We start from the raw sequence: 18596 nt of genomic DNA on the forward strand, positions 1-18596 counted from the left end.
CGGCGCGGGGTACGCCCGGGCACGCGCGGCGGTGGGGGGGACCTGTCACGGGGGCACGGGCACTCCCCCGCGGACCGCCCGGAGCCGCCAGGCGACGGAGAACCCGCCGCCGGGCCCGAGCGTCGTCAGACCGGTGCCCGACCGCAGCGCGTCCGGCGGTGCGGTCATCGGCTCGACGGCGAGCGCGCGACCCCGCCCGGGGAACCCCGTGCCGGTCGCCGGGTCCGCCGTGAACACCTGGAACCAGCCGAGGGACGGCGAGGTCAGGGCCTCGACGCCGTCACCCCGCGCGTCGGTGAGGCGGGTGCTGCGCCACGCCCCGTCGGAGGGGGCGGCGCGGAGGCAGTCGTCGAACCGCCGACCGCGCAGCGGCGTCCCGGCGGGGTCGACGACCCCGGCGAGCGGCCCCGGCTCCCCCGTCGGGGTGAGGCGGACCGGGTCGAGCGGCAGGCGGGCGTCCACGGGCAGCTCCACCCGGCAGTCGTCGAGCGGCGCGCCGAGGGCGGAGAGGTAGGTGTGGACCCCGAGCGCGACCGGGCAGGACCACGCGGACAGGTTGCGGACCGTGAGACCGGCCCGCAGCCCGTCCCCGTCGAGGAGGTACGACGCCGTCACGCGGAGCGGCCACGGCCAGCCGGGACGGGGGTCGACGTCCACCGCGAGGGTGACGGCGTCCGGGGACGAGCGGACGACCGACCACGGCACGTCGGAGACGAGCCCGTGGATCGCCGTGCGGCGGGAGGGCTCGGTCACCGCGAGCCGGTGGCGGACGCCGGCGACGGTGAACTCACCGTCGGTCAGCCGGTTCGGCCACGGGGCGAGGATGACGTTGGCGGACAGGGGCGGGAACGACCCCGCCGGGTACCCCTCCACCAGCGGGCGTCCACGCCACCGCAGTGCCCGCAGTCCACCCCCGAAGGTGGAGACCTCGGCCACGTGGTCCCGCCGGCTGAGTGTGACGGCGGGGTGGGTGTTCACCCCGCCGGGGGTGCCGTTCATGGTGGCGGCTCCGTTCCCGGTCCGATGGCCGGCGCGGACTCCCCGGGTTGGAGACCGAACACCGCGGCTCCCGCCCGTACTCCCATGCGACAGCCAGGGGGTAGATTAAGCCACGCCCGGCCGAAAAACCACAACCGCAGCGCCGAATGTCCACGGGACCGCGCCACCCGGGGGTGGACCCACCCCCGGGGTGTCCCCGGCGGTGGTCACCGGCCGTCGTCGGCCTCGCCCGTGACCCGGGCGCCGGCGAAGCGCTTCTTGCCCTTGCGCAGGACGAGGAACCCGCCGTCGAGCAGGTCCGCGGCGGTCGGCGCCCACTCCGTGTCGGTCACGCGCTCGTTGTTGACGTACGCACCCCCGTCGCCGACGGTGCGCCGGGCCGCGCCACGGGAGGACTCCAGGCCGGAGGCCACGAGGAGGTCGACGACCGTCGCCCCGGGCTCCACGTCCGCCACGCCGGTCTCCTGCACGGCCGCGGCGAGCGTCGCGGCGTCGAGCTCCCGGAGGTCCCCCCGTCCGAACAGGGCACGGGACGCGAGCTCGACCTTCTCGACCGCGTCCTCGCCGTGGACGAGCGCGGTCATCTCCCGGGCGAGGGTCCGCTGCGCCTCCCGGGCCGCCGGGTTCTCCGTGACCTGGGTCTCCAGCCGAGCCAGCTCCTCCCGGTCGAGGAACGTGAACCACCGCAGGTAGCGGATGACGTCCGCGTCCGCCGCGTTGAGGAAGTACTGGTACCAGCTGTACGGGCTGGTCATCTCCGGGTCGAGCCACAGCTTCCCGCCGCCGGTAGACTTGCCGAACTTGTTGCCGTCGGCGTCCGTGACGAGCGGCACCGTGAGGGCGTGGACCGTCTCGCCGTCGAGCCGTCGGTTGAGGTCCACGCCGGAGACGATGTTCCCCCACTGGTCGCTGCCGCCGATCTGGAGCCGGCAGTCCATCTCCCGGCGCAGGTGCACGAAGTCGTTCGCCTGGAGCAGCATGTAGGAGAACTCGGTGTAGGAGATCCCGTCGCCCTCGAGCCGGCGCTTCACCGTGTCCCGGGACAGCATCGTGTTGACGGAGAAGTTCTTGCCGAGGTCGCGGAGGAAGTCGATGACGGACATCCCGGAGGTCCAGTCCTTGTTGTCGACGAGCACCGCCGCGTTGTCACCGTCGAAACTCACGAACCGTGCCAGCTGGTCACGGATGCGGGAGATGTTCCGGGTGATCTCCTCCTCCCCGAGCATCGTGCGCTCCCCGACCTCGCGCGGGTCACCGATCATGCCCGTCGCGCCGCCCGCGAGGGCGACCGGGCGGTGCCCAGCCCGCTGCATCCGCGCGAGCATGAGCAACGGCACGAGGTGACCGGCGTGGAGGCTCGGCCCCGTCGGGTCGAAACCGGCGTAGAGCGTCGTCGGATTCGCCAGCTGGGCGCGCAACGCCTCACGGTCGGTCGTCTGGGCGACGAGGCCGCGCCATTCGAGCTCCTCGAGGATCGTCGGGGTCGACGGGGCGGACGGGGCGGGGTCTGCGGGCTGTGCGGTCATCAGTGGTCTCCGGTCGGGACGGCGGTGGATCGGGTCGGTGGGGGTCAGTCGACGGGCCAGGAGACGGCCTCGTCGGCGAGGAGGACGGGGATCCCGTCCGTCACCGGGTAGGCCACGCCCAGGCGCGGGTTGACCAGGTGGTCACCGTGGTCCTCCAGGGGCAGGCGGTCCTGCGGGCAGACGAGGATGTCGAGCAGACGCGGTGCGATCATGGTCACCGAGTCTATCCCACGGTCCGTGCCCCGGAGTCAGGCCCGCGACCCGCGGACGGGCCGGGCCGCCCAGGCGCGGGCGTCGTCGACCCCCTCCACCACCCGGTCGAGCTGCTCGGCGACGCGGACACCGGCCGTGCCCCCGCGCGTCGACCGGGACGCGACCGCCCCGTCGACCGTGAGCACCTCCCGGACCTCCGGGGTGAGCGCCGGGTGCGCCGCCGCGAGCTCGGCGTCGGTGAGGTCGACGAGACCGACCCCCCGCGACTCGGCGGTGCGCACGCACACCCCCGCGGCCTCGTGGGCCACCCGGAACGGCACCCCCTGGCGGACCATCCACTCGGCGAGATCCGTCGCGAGGGTGAACCCGGCCGGGGCCAGCTCCCGCATCCGGTCCGGGTGGAAGGTCAGGGTGTCGACGAGCCCCGCCATCGCCGGCAGGAGCAGCCGGAGCTGGGAGACGGAGTCCACGATCGGCTCCTTGTCCTCCTGCAGGTCCCGGTTGTACGCCAGGGGCTGGGCCTTGAGGGTCGCGAGGAGACCGGTGAGGTTGCCGATGAGCCGGCCGGTCTTGCCGCGCATGAGCTCCGCGACGTCCGGGTTCTTCTTCTGCGGCATGATCGACGACCCGGTCGACCACTCGTCGGCGAGGGTGACGTAGCCGAACTCCGGCGTCGACCACGCGATGATCTCCTCGGCCAGCCGGGACAGGTCGACGGCGACCTGCGCGAGGACGAACGCCGTCTCCGACGCGAAGTCCCGCGAACTCGTCGCGTCGATGGAGTTGTCCGCCGCGGCGTCGAAGCCGAGCTCCTCCGCGATGGCCTCCGGGTCCAGCGACAGCGACGACCCGGCGAGCGCCCCCGAACCGTACGGGGACACGGCGAGCCGCCGGTCGAGGTCACGGACCCGGGCGACGTCCCGGAGCAGCGGCTGGGCGTGGGCGAGCAGCTGGTGGGCCAGCAGGACCGGCTGCGCGGCCTGGAAGTGCGTCTTGCCCGGCATGACCGCGTCCGGGTGGCGGCGGGACTGGGCGACGAGCGCGTCGACGACGTCGAGCACCCCCTGCGAGACCTCCCGGACCGCGTCCCGGACCCACATCCGGAACAACGTCGCGACCTGGTCGTTCCGGGACCGGCCCGCGCGGAGCCGGCCGCCGACCTCCGGGCCGACGCGGTCGATGAGGCCGCGCTCCATCGCCCCGTGGACGTCCTCGTCGCCCGGGTCCGGGGTGAACGCGCCGGAGGCGACGTCCTCACCGAGCCGGCGCAGGCCGTCGAGCATCGTGTCCAGGTCCGCGTCCGAGAGCAGGCCGGCGGCGTGGAGCACCCGGGCGTGGGCGGACGACGCGAGCACGTCGTAGGGGGCGAGCACCCAGTCGAAGTGCGTCGACCGGCTGAGCTCGGCCATCGCCTCCGCCGGGCCGCCGGAGAACCGGCCGCCCCAGAGCGCCCCCTCGTTCGTCCCGTGCGGGCTCGCGGGGGTGCCGGTGCTGGTCTCGCTGCTCGTGTCACTGCTCATGGTCGGTCGTTCTCCGGGGGTCGGGGGCGGGGCGGGGTCGGGTGGGGGCGGACGGCCGGGGCCGTCCGGGCCGGTCCGTCCACCCCGGGGGGTGCCGGACCGGGGGCCGGTCAGGCCTTGTTCTCGTTGTCGCGGCGGCAGGCGATCTTCGACGACAGGCCGTGGAGCTCGACGAAGCCCCGGGCGTGACTCTGGTCGAACGAGTCACCCTCGTCGTAGGTCGCCAGGTTGAAATCGTAGAGCGAGGTCTCCGACCGGCGGCCGTTGACGGTGATCGCCCCGGCGTGGAGCACGAGCCGGATGTCGCCGCTGACGTGGGTCTGCGTGGACTCGATGAACGCGTCGAGGGAGCGCTTGAGCGGGGAGAACCACAGGCCGTCGTAGACCTGGTTCGACCACTCGGCGTCCACGCCGCGCTTGTACCGGGCGAGCTCACGCTCGACCGTGACGGCCTCCAGGGCCTCGTGGGCCCGGATGAGCGTCATCGCGCCGGGGGCCTCGTAGATCTCCCGGGACTTGATACCGATGAGACGGTCCTCGACCATGTCGAGCCGGCCGACGCCCTGCGCGCCCGCCCGGCGGTTGAGCTCCTCGATCGCCTCGAGGACGGTGACCTTCCGACCGTCGATGGCGACCGGGGCGCCGCCCTCGAAGGAGATGACGACCTCGTCCGGGGCCTGGCCGAGGCCCGGGTCCTCCGTGTAGGCGTACACGTCCTTCGTCGGGGCGTTCCACAGGTCCTCGAGGAAGCCGGTCTCGACGGCGCGGCCCCACACGTTCTGGTCGATGGAGAACGGGGACTTCTTCGACTGCTCGATCGGCAGGTCGTTCTCCTCGGCGAAGGCGATGGCCTTCTCGCGGGTCCAGGCGTAGTCCCTGACCGGCGCGATGATGTCCAGGTCGGGGGCCGTGTCCGCGAAGCCGACCTCGAAGCGGACCTGGTCGTTGCCCTTGCCGGTGCAGCCGTGGGCGACGGCGGTGCCGCCGTGCTCCTTCGCCGCGTCGGTGAGGTGCTTGACGATGAGCGGCCGCGAGATCGCGGAGACCAGCGGGTACTCCTTCATGTACATGCCGTTGGCCTTGATCGTCGGCAGGCAGTACTCCTCCGCGAACTCGTCCTTCGCGTCGACGACGATCGCCTCGACGGCGCCGCAGTCGAGCGCCCGCTGGCGCACGGTCTCGAGGTCCTCCCCGCCCTGGCCGAGGTCGATGGCGACGGCGACGACCTCGGCGTCACGCTCCTTGCCGATCCAGCTGATGGCGACGGAGGTGTCGAGGCCACCCGAGTACGCGAGTACGACGCGGTCCTTCATGATCCTGGTCCTTTCTGGGGTCGGCGTGGGGCCGGCCCGGGGTTCTGTCGGTCGTGTCAGTTGTGGGGTCGGGGTGTCCGGCCCGTGGGGCGCGACGCCCCGGGGGGTCCCTCACCCGAGTGAGAGCCGGTGGAGGTGCTCCGCCAGTCCGCGGCCGTCCATCGGCTCCCGGGCGAGGACGAACACGGTGTCGTCGCCGGCCAGCGTGGCCACGACATGAACGATAGCAGTGCGGTCGATGACGCTGGCCAGGTACTGTGCCGCGCCCGGCGGGGTCCGCAGCACGGCGGTGTTGCCGGAGTGGTCGGTGCCGACGAGCAGCTCCTGGAGCACGCGCCGGAGCATCCCCGGGGCGTCGCCCGGGCTGTCCCCGGACACCGTGTAGTACGTCTTCCCCTCCGACCGGACCTTCCGCGCCCCGATGTCCACGAGGTCGCGGGACAGCGTCGCCTGCGTGACGTCGACGCCCCGGCGGTGGAGGATGCCGAGCAGCTCGCGCTGGTTCGGCACCACCTGCTGGCCGATGATCCGGGTGATGAGGTCCTGCCGCGCCGTCCGCGTCACCGCAGCAGCCATGTGAGCAGGGCCTTCTGTGCGTGGAGCCGGTTCTCCGCCTCGTCGAGGACGACCGACTGCGGGCCGTCGATGACCTCGGCGGTGACCTCGTTGCCCCGGTAGGCCGGCAGGCAGTGCATGAACACCGCGTCCGGGGCCGCCGCGGCCATCGTCCCGGCCGTGACCTGGTAGGGCCGCAGGGCGCTCCGGTCGAGGGAGGCGTCCTGCCCCATCGACACCCAGGTGTCGGTGATGACGACGTCGGCACCGCTCGTGTCCGGGTCGGTCGTGACGGTCACGGTCGCCCCCGTCTCGGCGGCGCGCCGCCGGGCCCGCTCGACGAACTCGGGGCGGGGCGCGAACTGCTCCGGGGAGGCGACGGTGATGTCCACCCCGGCGGTGGCGAAGCCCAGCATGTAGGAGTTCGCCATGTTGTTCCCGTCGCCGAGGTAGACCGCCCGCAGCCCCGCGAGCCGCCCCTTCTTCTCCCGGATGGTCAGGAGGTCGGCGAGGATCTGGCACGGGTGGAAGTCGTCGCACAGGCCGTTGACGACGGGCACGGTCGCGGTCTCCGCGATGGCCTCGAGGTTGGCGTGGGCCGAGGTCCGCCACACGATGGCGGAGACGTACCGGCTGAGCACGGCCCCGGTGTCCTGGATGGTCTCACCCTTGCCGAGCTGGGACACGGAGGTGTCGACGATGATGGCGTTCCCGCCGAGTTCGTGGATGCCCGCGTCGAAGGAGAAGCGCGTGCGCGTCGAGGTCTTGTCCATGAGGACGGCGACGGACCGCCGCGCGAGGGTGTCCCGGTACCGGTCGGCCTTGAGCTCGAGGGCGAGGTCGAGGACCTCCGCCTGCTGGGCGGGCGTGAGGTCGTCGTCGGTGAGGAAGTTCATGACAGCATCTCCCTGATGATCCGGACGCTCGTCCGGACGTCCTGGTCGGTGATGGTGAGCGGCGGGACGATCCGGAGGACGTCCGGTGCCGGCTGGTTGAGGATGAGGCCCCGGGACAGCGGGTCGAGCGACCCGGGTGCCGCCGGTTCGCGGAGCACGACGCCGAGCATGAGGCCCCGGCCGCGGACCTCCCGCACCGCGTCGTGCCCCTCGAGGCCCTCGCGGAACAGGTCACCCATGCGCCGGGCGTGGTCGAGCAGGCCCTCCCGGCGGATCGTGTCGACGACCGCGAGTCCGGCGGCGCAGGACACCGGGTTCCCGCCGAAGGTCGTGCCGTGGCCGCCCGGGGTGAACAGGTCGGCGCGGGGCATGGCCACGCACGCCCCGAGGGGCAGGCCGCCGCCGAGCCCCTTCGCCATGGTGACGACGTCGGGGACGATGCCGTCCTCCTGGTAGCCGAACCAGCGGCCGGTGCGGCCCATGCCCGCCTGGACCTCGTCGACGATCATGAGGATGCCGTGGGTGTCGCACAGTTCCCGGACCCGGGCGAGGTAGCCCGGCGGCGGCGGGACGACGCCGGTCTCCCCCTGGATCGACTCGAGGATCACCGCGGCGGTGGAGTCGTCGGCGAGGGCGCGCAGCGCGTCGATGTCGCCGTAGGGCACGAACTCCACCCCGGCGGGCAGCGGTTCGAAGGGTGCCCGCTTCGCCGGCTGGCCGGTCAGGGCGAGCGAGCCCATCGTCCGGCCGTGGAACCCGTTCTCCGCGGCGATGATCCGCGGGCGGCCGGTGAGACGGGCCAGCTTGAACGCCGCCTCGTTGGCCTCCGCCCCGGAGTTGCAGAAGAACACCCGGGCGTCGTCCTCCCCCACGATCTCCTTGATGCGTTCCGCGAGGCTGATGACCTGCGGGTGGGCGAAGACGTTCGACACCTGGCCGAGCGTCGCGACCTGGCGGGACACGGCGTCGACGACGGCCGGGTGGGCGTGCCCCAGCGCGTTGACGGCGATCCCGGCGAGGAGGTCGATGTACTCCCGGCCGTCGGAGTCGGTCACCCGGGCGCCGCGGCCCGAGACGAGCTCGACGGCGGGTGTGCCGTAGGTGTCCATGAGTGCGCCGGCCCAGCGGTCGCGCCAGGTGCCGGTCGTCGGGTCAGTGGTCATCGTGGTCCTCCCCGTGTGCGGTCGTGTCGTCGCGGTGCCCGGTGCCGGGGGTGCCGGCGCCGTCGCCGTGGTCGGCGTCGTCCCCGGTCCCGGCCCCGTTCTCGTCGTCCCAGTCCTCGGCGACCATCGTCCCGATGCCGCCCTCGGTCATGAGCTCGAGGAGCACCGAGTGCCGGATACGCCCGTCGATGACGTGCGCCGCCCGGACGCCGGTCCGGATCGCGTTGAGGCAGGCCTCCATCTTCGGGATCATGCCGGAGTCGAGCGTCGGCATGATCTCCTCGAGCTCCCGGCGGGTGATCCGGGAGACGAGCGAGCCCCGGTCCGGCCAGTCGGTGTACAGGCCCTCGACGTTGGTGAGCATGACGAGCCGCTCGGCCCCGATCGCGGAGGCGAGGGCCCCGGCCGCGGTGTCGGCGTTGATGTTGTAGATCTCCCCGGAGGCGTCGGGGGCGATGGTCGACACGACGGGGATGCGGCCGGCGTCGACGAGGTCGAGCAGGCTCCCCGCGTTGACGTGCGTGATGTCGCCGACGCGCCCGATGTCCACCCGTTCGCCGTCGACGGTGACGTAGCGCTTCGTCGCCTCGAACAGCCCGGCGTCCTCGCCGGAGGTGCCGACGGCGAACGGCCCGTGCTTGTTGATGAGTCCGACGAGCTCCCGTCCGACCTTGCCGAAGAGCACCATGCGGACGTACTCCATGACCTCCGGCGTCGTCACGCGGAACCCGCCGCGGAACTCCCCCTCGAGGCCGACGCGGCTGAGCATCTCGGAGATCTGCGGGCCGCCGCCGTGGACGACGACGGGGTGGACCCCGACGGTGCGGAGGAACGCCATGTCCGCGGCGAACGCCGCCTTGAGGCCGGCGTCCACCATGGCGTTGCCGCCGTACTTCACGACGACGATCTTCCCCCGGTAGTGCAGCAGCCACGGCAACGCCTCGGCGAGGACGTGGGCGCGCTGGGCCGGGTTGAGGTCGGTGACCGTCGCGTCGGGGACGGTCTCACCGAGTGAGCCGTGGATGGTGGCCATGCTGGTCCTCCGGGGGTCGGGGTGGGGTCGGGGGTTCGGGGTGGGGGTCGGTCCGGGTCGGCGGTGCCGTCGGGCCGGTCAGGTGCTGTAGGCGGAGTTGATCTCGACGTAGGCGTGGGAGAGGTCGGTCGTCCGCACGGTCGCGGTGCCCGGGGTCCCGCCCGGCGCCGTGCCGCCGACCCCGAGGTCGACCGTGACGGCGATGTCCGGCCCGGAGAGGTCGACGTCGCGGGCACCGGGCGCGCCGGTCGAGTCGACGCACACCGGGTGCCCGTTGAAGGACACCGACACGTGGTCGGGGTCCAGGTCGACCGGCGCCATGCCGACGGCGGCGAGGACGCGGCCCCAGTTCGGGTCGGACCCGAACATCGCGCACTTCACGAGGTTGTCGCGGGCGATGACGCGCGCGGCGGTGCGGGCCTCGTCGTCGTCCCGGGCGCCGGTGACGGTGACGGACACCCGCTTCGTCACGCCCTCCGCGTCGGCCTGCATCTGGGCGGCGAGGTCCGCGCACACCGCGCGGACGGCCTCCGCGAGGGCCTCCGGCCCGGGGCGCACGCCCGACGCCCCGCTCGCCATGACGAGGACGGTGTCGTTCGTGGAGGTGCAGCCGTCGACGTCGAGACAGTCGAAGGTCGACGCGGTCGCGGCCCGGAGCGCGGCGTCGACCTCCCCCGCCTCGACGACGGCGTCCGTCGTGACGACGACGAGCATCGTGGCGAGGCTCGGCGCCATCATGCCGACGCCCTTGCCCATGGCCCCGACCGTCCAGCCGTCGGCCCGGTGCACCGCCTCCTTGGCGACGAGGTCGGTCGTCATGATCGCGCGGGCCGCCCCGTGCGCGGCCTCCGGGGTGGTGTCGAGGGCCGCGGGCAGCGCCCGCACCCCGGTGAGGACCCGGTCCATCGGGAGCCGGTCGCCGATGAGGCCGGTGGAGCACACGGCGACGTCCTCCGTCGCGCAGCCGAGTTCCTCCGCGGTCGCCTGCGCCGTGGCGAGGGCGTCCGCGTCACCGCCCGGGCCCGTGCACGCGTTGGCGTTGCCGGCGTTGACGACGACCGCGCGGAGCGTGCCGTCCGCGTGCCGCCGGGTGAGCTTCACCGGCGCGGCGACGATGCGGTTGCGGGTGAAGACCGCCGCCGCGGTGAACTCCGGCCCGTCGTTGACGACGAGCGCCATGTCCGCCGCGCCCGAGGGCTTGATCCCGGCGGTCGTCGACGCCGCCCGGAACCCGGCGGGAGCGGTCACCCCGCCCGTGGGCGCCGCAGTGTCCCCCGCCCGGCCGCTGCCGCCGGTCGGTCCCGTACCCGGTCCGTTCATCGTGGTCATCCGGTCACACCCCTGTCTGCGGCAGGCCCGCGGTCTCGTCCCAGCCCTGGATGAGGTTGAGACACTGCACCGCCGCCCCGGCGGTGCCCTTGGTGAGGTTGTCGATCGCGCTCGTCGCGACGACCATCCCGTCGGTCACCGCGACCTGGAGGTGCACGGCGTTCGACCCGCGGACGTTCTTCGTCTCCGGCTGCATCCCCTCGGGGAGCAGGTGGAGGAACGGCTCGTCCGCGCAGAAGTCCTCGTAGGCCCGGCGGATGTCCCGGGCCGTACCCCGCGCCGGCGCGGTGACGGTCGTGAGGATGCCCCGCGGCAGGGGGGCGAGGACGGGGGTGAAGGTGACGTGGACGGTGTCCGCCCGGTCCCCGGGGACGAGTTCCCGCAGGTTCTGCCGGATCTCCGGGGTGTGCCGGTGGGTGCCGACCTTGTAGGCCCGCAGGGAGGACATCGTCTCTCCCCCGAGCAGGGGCACCGACGGGCTCCGGCCGGCCCCGGTCACCCCGGTGACGGAGACGACGGAGACCTGCGGGGCGACGAGGCCCGCGAGGACCCCCGGCATCGCCGCGAGCGTCGCGCCCGTCGGGAAGCAGCCGGGGACCGCGACCGCGCGCGACGACGCGACGGCCTCCCGGTGACCGGGCATCTCCGGGATCCCGTACGGCCAGGCCCCGGGGTGCTCGCCGCCGTAGTACGCCCGCCAGTCGGCCTCGGAGGTCAGGCGGTGGTCGGCCCCGCAGTCGAGGACGACCGCGTCCCCCAGGTCGAGGGAGGAGGACACGCCGTGCGGGAGGGCGAGGATGACGACGTCGTGCTCCGCGAGCCGCTCCTGCGTCGTCTCCTCGAGGGTCCGCCCGGCGAGCTCGGGCAGCGCCGGGACGAGGTCACCGACGCGCGTGCCGGCGTTCGATCCGCCGGTGAGGGCGCCGATCTCGAAGTCGCGCCCGTGTCCGGGGTGGTTGAGGAGGAGGCGGAGGGCCTCCCCGCCGGCGTATCCGCTGGCGCCGGCTACTGCGATGGTCAACATTCACCCATTGTGCCCCGGATCGGCCCGGATCTGCAAATTATGCGCGCAAGTGTGAATTATTCACTGGCGCGGGTGGGTCACCGCTCCCCCGGCTGACCGGGCTGACCCGGCTGGCCCGGGTCGACGGACTCACCCGGCTGAGCCGGCTCGACGGGCTGCCCCGGCTCGACGGGCGTCTCCGCGACGAGCGGGACCGTGCCCCGGTAGACGCCGACGAGCGCCAGCTGGGCGATGACGAGCGCCAGGCCGAACGTCAACGCCACGATGATCTCCAGCGCACCCGAGATCTCCGGGGCGGACACCAGCGAGATGAGCGCGACGAGCACGGCGACGGCGGCGAAGAAGAACCCGTAGGACCTCCAGTGCCACCGGGCCAGCCGCCAGCTCGTCCCCAGCGCCGCGACCGGACCGAGCCCGTGCGCGGCGAGGATCGCGCCGAGGCTCACCGCGTAGGCGGCGACCGCGTACGGGATCCCCACGATGACGACCGACAGCAGCGAGAACAGCAGCCCGTTGTCCGACTCCAGCCCGGGGACGGCCACCGCCACGAGGCCGAGGACGAGCATCGCGATCCCGCCGACCACCGCGACGAGGATGGCGGCCAGGATCCCCCCGCCGATGATGCGCCACCCGTTGCGCAGCCACGTCATCCCCCGGACCGCGAACGTGCGCTCACTCATCCGGGCCATGACGTTGGCCGACATGACGGACGACAGCACCGACGCCACGACGAGGACGACGAGCACGAGGAGGACCACGCCGACGGCGGCGGCGACCCCGTCACCGTCGATCGCCCCGTCCGCCGAGATCTCCGCGGCACCGAAGGCCGCGACGGCGGCGACCACCCCGACGACCGCCACGATGAGCGAGGGCAGCGCCGCGAGGATGAGCAGCCCGAGGACCTTCAACGGCGTCGCCCCGCCGAAGGAGTACCGCATCGACGACCACAGCGTCGACAGCGTGACGCCCGGCCGCCGCACGGCGAACGGCGCCGCGGCGGCCTCCGGCGTCCCCGGGGCCGGCTGACCGGGGTATGCGGCGTACCCGCCGGACGGTGGCCCGCCGTCGTGGGGGTGACCGGGGCCGGGCTCACCGGGGAACTGGGGGTAGGTCATGAAGGTCCTCCTGGCCCACCGTCCCCCGCGGTGCGGGCCCCGCGTCACACCGCCGCGCACGGGGCGCGGGCGGTGGGACGCGGTGCCCCCACCAGGGGTCGCGTGGGGCGTTGTCGTCGGTATGCATGTCACGCCGACGCAGGACCGGTCACGGTCGGCTGCCCCCCGCGGGACCGGACGCCCCGTGGGGACCGGTGCCCACCCGGCCCGAACGTTCGACGCCCTCATGCTACGCGACCCCCCGGGCCCCGGACCGGGCGGCGCCCCCACCCCCGGCCCGGTCAGGACCGCAGCTCGGCCCCGAGCTCCTCCCGGGCCCGCGCCACCGCGTCCTCCCGCGCCGCCGAGGCCTCGTCCTCGGTCAGCGTCCGGTCCGCCGCCCGGAACCGCAGGGAGAACGTCAGCGACCGCCGCCCCTCCCCGAGGTCGTCGGAGCGGTAGACGTCGAACAACCGGACGTCCTCCAGCAGGTCACCCGCCCCCGCGCGGAGCACCGCCTCGACGTCGGCGGCGGGGACGGTCTCGTCGAGAACGAGGGCGACGTCCTGGAGCACCGGCGGGAACGGGGACAGCAGCGGCCGGGGGAAGGTCGGCGTGAGGTCGAGGGCGTCGAGGTCGATCTCGAGGGCGACGCTGCGCGCCGGGATCCCCGACCGCTCACACACCTGCGGGTGGAGCTCCCCGGCGTGGCCGACGACCGTGTCCGTCCCGGCGAGCACGACCGCGGCGCACCGCCCCGGGTGCCACGGGAGGTGGTCCGCCGAGCGGAACGTGAACTCCACGCCCGCGGCCCGGGCCACGGTCCGCGCGGCCTCGAGGGCGTCCTCCGGGCCGAAGGTCGACCCGGGGCCCCACGTTCCCGGCAGCTCTCGTCGTCCCGCGGCGAGCACCGCGACGTGCAACGGCTGCGCGGGCAGCGAGTCGAGCAGCTCCCGGATCTCCTCCGGCGACGGCCGGCCGGTGACCGACGGCATCGGCGACCACTGCTCGGCCTGCGTCGGCTGGGTGACCTGCTCGACACCGTAGAGGGCGACGTCCCGGAGCCCGCGGGTGACGTTGCGGCGCAGCGCGTCGATCATCGACGGCAGCAGGGTCGTCCCGATGCGCGCCGTGTCACTCTCGAGCGGGTTGAGGACGGACACGGTGGTCCGCCGCGGGTCGTCGGCGTCGAGCCCCCACACGTCGAAGACGTCGTTCGGGATGAACGGCGACGGCAGCACCTCGAGGTACCCGCCCCACGCGAGGGCGTGCCCCACGGCCCGGCGCATCCGCTGCCGCGGGGTGAGGCCCCGCCCGGCCGGGGCGACCGGCACGATCCCCGGGATGGCGTCGAGCCCCTCGAGCCGCAGGACCTCCTCGACGAGGTCCGCGGGCATCGTGAGGTCCGGGCGCCACGTCGGCGGGGTGACCTCCAGGGCCTTCGCCCCGTCGGCGTCGCGCTCCCCCGTCTCGCGGACGGTGCAGCCGACCTCGGTGAGGCGCGAGACTGTCGTCCCGGACGGGTAGACCGTCCCCGCGACCTTCCCGGGGCGGGACGTGTGCATCGCGATGACCGGCATCGCCGGCACGTCGCCGACGAGCGTCCGGCCCTCGACGACGGTCCCGCCGGCGATGCGGCACAGCAGCGCCGCCGCGATGTCGAGGGCCGCCTCGACGACCGCCGGGTCCGTGCCCCGCTCGAACCGCCGCGACGCCTCCGAGGACAGCCGGTGCCGCCGGCACGTCCGGGCGACGGTGATCTGGTCCCAGTGCGCCGCCTCGAAGAGCACGGACGTCGTGTCGTCGGCGATCTCGGACGACGACCCGCCCATGACCCCGGCGAGGGACTGGATCCCCGCGTCGTCGCTGATGACGACGTCCTCGGCGGAGAGGGTCCGCTCGACGCCGTCGAGGGTCGTCAGCGTGCTCCCCTCCTCCGCCCGGTGGACGCGCAGCCCCCCGGTGATCCGGTCGCCGTCGAAGGCGTGCATCGGCTGGCCGAGCAGGAACATCACGTAGTTCGTCACGTCCGTCGCGGCGTTGACCGGGCGCTGGCCGCACAGCAGCAGTTCACGCTGCATCCAGAACGGCGACTCGGCGGTCGGGTCGACCCCCTCGACCCGCCGCAGGCCGTACCGGGAGCACCCGGTGTCGGCGTCGACGGTGACGTCGAGGAGCTGCCCGTCGGTCCCGGGCAGGCCCGCGAGCAGGTCGGTCGGGAGGTCCGCGGCGACGGGGTCGTCGGCCGGGTCCCGGAAGACGAGGTCGAAGGACGACGCGAGCTCCCGGGCGAGTCCCCGGGCGGAGAGCGCGTACCCGCGGTCCGGCGTGACGTTGACGTCGAAGACGGTGTCGTCGAGCCCGACCACCGGCCGGGCGTCGTCGCCGAGGGCGTACCCCGCCTCGTCGAGGAGGGAGTCCGGCAGCGTGATGATCCCCGCCGTCTGGGCGCGGGCGAGGCCCAGCTCCGCGGCGGAGCACATCATCCCCTCGGACACCCGCCCGTAGGTCTTCCGCGCGCTGATCTCGAACGGGCCGGGGAGCACGGCCCCGGGCAGGGCCACGACGACGACGTCGCCCTGCCGGAAGTTCCGCGCACCGCAGATGATGTGCTGCAGGTCGCCGGTGCCGTTGGCGCTGCCGACGTTGACCCCGCAGTAGCGGATGGGCTTCTTGAAGCCCTCGAGCTCCTCGACCGTGTCGACGCGGCCGAGGACGAGCGGCCCCGTCGTCTCCGGGACGGCCTCGTAGCCCTCGGTCTCGAAGCCGACCCGGACGAAGCCGGTGTCGAGCTCGGCGGCGTCCACGCCGAAGGAGGGGTTGGCGGAGCGGAGGATCCGGGTGAGCCAGGACTGGGAGATCAGCATGACGGGTCAGGGTTCCAATCGGTCGACGGGGCGGGAGAGGGGCACCGGCGCCGCCGCGGGGGTGCGGCGCGGGTGGCGGGCGACGGGTCGGCGGCGGGTCGGCGGCTCAGCCGCGGATGCCGAACGGGGCGGTGAACCGGACGTCACCCTCGACCATGTCACGCATGTCGGGCAGCCCGTTGCGGAACTGGAGGGTGCGCTCGATACCCATGCCGAAGGCGAAGCCGGAGTACTCGTCCGGGTCGACGCCGGCGGCGGTCAGGACGTTGGGGTTGACCATGCCGCAGCCGCCCCACTCGATCCAGCCGGCCCCGCCCTTCTTGTCGGGGAACCAGACGTCGACCTCCGCGCTCGGCTCGGTGAACGGGAAGTAGTTCGGGCGCATCCGCGTCACCGCGCCCTCGCCGAAGAGCGTCGTCGCGAGGTGGTCGAGGGTGCCCTTGAGGTGGGCCATCGTCAGCCCCCGGTCGACGGCGAGCCCCTCGACCTGGTGGAACACCGGGGTGTGGGTGGCGTCGAGCTCGTCGGTGCGGAACACCCGGCCCGGGCACGCGATGTACACCGGCAGGTCCCGGGACAGCAGCGTCCGCATCTGGACCGGCGAGGTGTGCGTGCGCAGCACCTGCCGGGACCCCTCCGGGGCGACGTGGAAGGTGTCCTGGAGGGTGCGGGCCGGGTGGTCCGGGATGAAGTTGAGGGCGTCGAAGTTGAAGTACTCCGCCTCGATCTCAGGGCCCTCGGCGATCTCCCAGCCCATGCCGACGAAGATGTCCGCGATCTGCTCGGAGAGGATCGTGATCGGGTGCTGGCCGCCGCGCTGCCCGCGCGTCGTCGGGAGGGTGACGTCGATCCGCTCGGACTCGAGGACCCGTGCGTTCCGCTCCTCCTCGAGCACCGCGCGGCGCTCGGCGAAGGCCTTCTCCACCCGTCCGCGGGCGGTGTTCACCCGGCGTCCGGCGTCCTTGCGCTCGTCCTTCGGCAGCGACCCGAGGGCCCGCCGGGCCGCCGGGATGGGGGCGTCGTCCCCGAGGTGCGCGCGCCGCGCGACGGCGAGGGCGTCGAGGTCACCGGCCGCGGCGAACGCCGCGAGTGCCGCGTCGGCGGCGGCGTCGAGGCCGGCGGCGGTCATGTCCGGGGCCCCACCTCCGGTCGGGGTCGTCGCGGACCCGGAACCTGCCTCGGACCCGGTCACGGAATCGTCGCCGTCTGACACTTTCGCACCTCACGTCGTCTGCGCCGGCCAGACCGGCGGATGGGGACAGTACCGACGGACAGTCTACAACGCCCCCGGCCGCGTCCCCGTGCCCGTCCCCGTGCCCGGGACGGACCCCGGCCCCGATCCCGCACCGGGCACCCGCCCGAGCGCCCGCGCGGACTCGTACAGGCACACCGACGCCGCGGTCGCGAGGTTGAGCGACTCGGCCCGGCCGTACATCGGGACACTCACGCGGACGTCGGCGAGGTCACTCCACGCGCCGAGGCCGTGCGCCTCATTGCCGAACAGCCAGGCGGTGGGTTGGGCGAGCATCGGCGGCTCCCCCTCCGCCCCGGCGTCGGCCCAGCGGAGGACCTCGTCGGCCGCGTGGTCGAGCCGGACGTCGCCGTCCATGGCGGTGGCGAGGACGAGGAACCCCGCCCCGTGGAGGGCGTCGACGACGGCGGCGACGCCCGTCTCCCGCGCGACGGGCAGGTGGAACAGGGACCCGGCGCTCGCCCGGACGGCCTTGCCGCCCTGCGGGTCGACCGTCTCCCCGGCGAAGACGACGCCGTCGCACCCGCACGCGTCGGCGACGCGGACGAGGGTGCCGGCGTTGCCGGGTTCGGAGGTCTCGACGGGCACGCACACGAGCCGCCCCCGGGCCGTCACCGCCGCCAGGTCGGTGAGCTGGGTGTCACACACCGCGAGGATCCCGGCCGGGGTCACCGACTCGCTCATCTGCCGGAGGGCCCGGGGGGTGACGACGCTGACCCGCGCCTCGAGCTGCCGCGGGACCGCCGCGTCGAGGAACGGGGACTCCCGGTCCAGCGCGTCCGCGGAGACGAACACCTCGACGACCCGGCCGTGGCGGAGCGCCGACCCGACGGCGTTGGTCCCCTCGGCGATGAACCGTCCGGCCTTCCGCCGGGCGGACGCCCGGTGGAGTTTCGCCGCGGCGACGACCCGCGGGGTGCGTTCCGTGAAGGGCTCGTCGTTGAGGTGGTGGCGCCAGTCCGCCGCGGGGACGGGGCTGACGGACGGGTCTGGGTGCTGCGGCGGGGTCTCGGGCATACCGGACAGCCTATCCCCCGCCGGAGGTCGTGATACACGACGCCCCGCCGCGGACGGTGTCCGGGGCGGGGCGGGGTGGGGCCGGGGTGTCGGGCGTCGCCGACGGGACCCGGCGGCCGGGTCGGACCGGCGGGTCAGTTCGCCGGGGCGTTGACGTCCTCCGGCAGGGCGGCGCGGGCGGCCTCGCACAGGGCGGTGAACGCCTGCGGGTCGCGGACGGCGATCTCCGCGAGGTTCTTCCGGTCCACCTCGATCTCCGCGAGGCGGAGACCCTGGATGAGGCGGTTGTAGGTCATGTTGTTCATCCGCGCGGCGGCGTTGATGCGCTGGATCCACAGCTTGCGGAACTCGCCCTTGCGTGCCCGGCGGTCCCGGAACTCGTAGGTCTTCGAGTGGAGCATCTGCTCCTTGGCCTTGCGGTACAGGCGGGAGCGCTGGCCCCGGTAGCCCTTCGCGGAGTTGAGAACTTCGCGACGCTTCTTCTTCGCGTTCACTGAGCGCTTGACACGTGCCACGGTGATACGTCCTTCTGTCTAGTCTGTGATGGTCGGGTGATCAGCGGGCGTGCGGTCAGGCCTTGCCCAGGAGACGCTTGACGCGCTTGACGTCGGCGGGGGCGACGTCCTTCGTCCCCTTGAGGCGGCGGGTGCGCGTGGAGGGCTTGCCCTCGAGCAGGTGACGGCGGTTCGCCTGCTCGCGACGGAGACGGCCGGAGCCGGTGACCTTGATGCGCTTGGCGGTGCCCTTGTGGGTCTTCTGCTTCATCGATCCATCCTTCTGCGGTTGATGTGGGGC

17 protein-coding genes are annotated in these 18596 nt (G+C 73.6%); all 17 read right to left on the bottom strand.

The genetic code is table 11. The annotated features are described in order from the left end of the window. Positions 1-45: 45 nt before the first annotated feature. Positions 46-999 carry an aldose epimerase family protein gene (locus CBOVI_RS06145; protein ID WP_010274374.1) on the bottom strand — a complete coding sequence of 318 codons (954 nt, stop codon included), beginning with the start codon at positions 997-999 and terminating at the stop codon, positions 46-48. 206 nt (positions 1000-1205) lie between these two features. Next, positions 1206-2525, bottom strand: coding sequence for a tyrosine--tRNA ligase (tyrS, locus tag CBOVI_RS06150; protein ID WP_010274376.1), 1320 nt, complete (start codon positions 2523-2525; stop codon positions 1206-1208). A 44-nt stretch (positions 2526-2569) separates the two neighbouring features. After that, positions 2570-2737: a Trm112 family protein gene (locus CBOVI_RS06155; protein WP_010274379.1), complete on the bottom strand. Its 168-nt coding sequence runs from the start codon at positions 2735-2737 to the stop codon at positions 2570-2572. Between the two features lie 36 nt (positions 2738-2773). Continuing rightward, complete coding sequence (gene argH / locus CBOVI_RS06160; RefSeq protein ID WP_010274381.1) at positions 2774-4258, bottom strand: argininosuccinate lyase; 1485 nt, start codon at positions 4256-4258, stop codon at positions 2774-2776. A 110-nt stretch (positions 4259-4368) separates the two neighbouring features. Further along, on the bottom strand, positions 4369-5571 hold the full coding sequence (locus CBOVI_RS06165; protein WP_010274384.1) for an argininosuccinate synthase: 1203 nt from the start codon (positions 5569-5571) through the stop codon (positions 4369-4371). Between the two features lie 111 nt (positions 5572-5682). After that, complete coding sequence (locus CBOVI_RS06170) at positions 5683-6147, bottom strand: arginine repressor (RefSeq protein WP_029158068.1); 465 nt, start codon at positions 6145-6147, stop codon at positions 5683-5685. Next, positions 6132-7022 (bottom strand): ornithine carbamoyltransferase, encoded by an 891-nt coding sequence (gene argF, locus CBOVI_RS06175; RefSeq protein WP_010274390.1) that lies wholly within the window; start codon positions 7020-7022, stop codon positions 6132-6134. The genes CBOVI_RS06170 and argF overlap by 16 nt, the downstream gene beginning before the upstream one ends. Further along, complete coding sequence (locus tag CBOVI_RS06180; RefSeq protein ID WP_010274393.1) at positions 7019-8185, bottom strand: acetylornithine transaminase; 1167 nt, start codon at positions 8183-8185, stop codon at positions 7019-7021. The genes argF and CBOVI_RS06180 overlap by 4 nt, the downstream gene beginning before the upstream one ends. After that, complete coding sequence (gene argB, locus CBOVI_RS06185; protein WP_010274396.1) at positions 8175-9218, bottom strand: acetylglutamate kinase; 1044 nt, start codon at positions 9216-9218, stop codon at positions 8175-8177. The genes CBOVI_RS06180 and argB overlap by 11 nt, the downstream gene beginning before the upstream one ends. Positions 9219-9296: 78 nt before the next feature. Further along, positions 9297-10547 (bottom strand): bifunctional glutamate N-acetyltransferase/amino-acid acetyltransferase ArgJ, encoded by a 1251-nt coding sequence (argJ, locus tag CBOVI_RS06190; protein WP_010274399.1) that lies wholly within the window; start codon positions 10545-10547, stop codon positions 9297-9299. A gap of 4 nt (positions 10548-10551) precedes the next feature. Next, complete coding sequence (argC, locus tag CBOVI_RS06195) at positions 10552-11571, bottom strand: N-acetyl-gamma-glutamyl-phosphate reductase (protein WP_010274401.1); 1020 nt, start codon at positions 11569-11571, stop codon at positions 10552-10554. Positions 11572-11648: 77 nt separating this feature from the next. Next, positions 11649-12686 (bottom strand): hypothetical protein, encoded by a 1038-nt coding sequence (locus CBOVI_RS06200; RefSeq protein WP_010274402.1) that lies wholly within the window; start codon positions 12684-12686, stop codon positions 11649-11651. Between the two features lie 281 nt (positions 12687-12967). Beyond that, on the bottom strand, positions 12968-15532 hold the full coding sequence (pheT, locus tag CBOVI_RS06205; protein ID WP_010274405.1) for a phenylalanine--tRNA ligase subunit beta: 2565 nt from the start codon (positions 15530-15532) through the stop codon (positions 12968-12970). A gap of 106 nt (positions 15533-15638) precedes the next feature. After that, complete coding sequence (pheS, locus tag CBOVI_RS06210; protein WP_029158070.1) at positions 15639-16661, bottom strand: phenylalanine--tRNA ligase subunit alpha; 1023 nt, start codon at positions 16659-16661, stop codon at positions 15639-15641. Between the two features lie 147 nt (positions 16662-16808). Next, complete coding sequence (locus CBOVI_RS06215) at positions 16809-17801, bottom strand: TrmH family RNA methyltransferase (RefSeq protein ID WP_010274411.1); 993 nt, start codon at positions 17799-17801, stop codon at positions 16809-16811. Between the two features lie 134 nt (positions 17802-17935). Beyond that, complete coding sequence (gene rplT / locus CBOVI_RS06220; protein ID WP_010274415.1) at positions 17936-18316, bottom strand: 50S ribosomal protein L20; 381 nt, start codon at positions 18314-18316, stop codon at positions 17936-17938. 55 nt (positions 18317-18371) lie between these two features. Further along, positions 18372-18566 (bottom strand): 50S ribosomal protein L35, encoded by a 195-nt coding sequence (gene rpmI / locus CBOVI_RS06225; protein WP_010274418.1) that lies wholly within the window; start codon positions 18564-18566, stop codon positions 18372-18374. Positions 18567-18596: the final 30 nt, after the last annotated feature.

This window comes from Corynebacterium bovis DSM 20582 = CIP 54.80 (assembly GCF_030408615.1).
GTDB lineage: Bacteria > Actinomycetota > Actinomycetes > Mycobacteriales > Mycobacteriaceae > Corynebacterium > Corynebacterium bovis.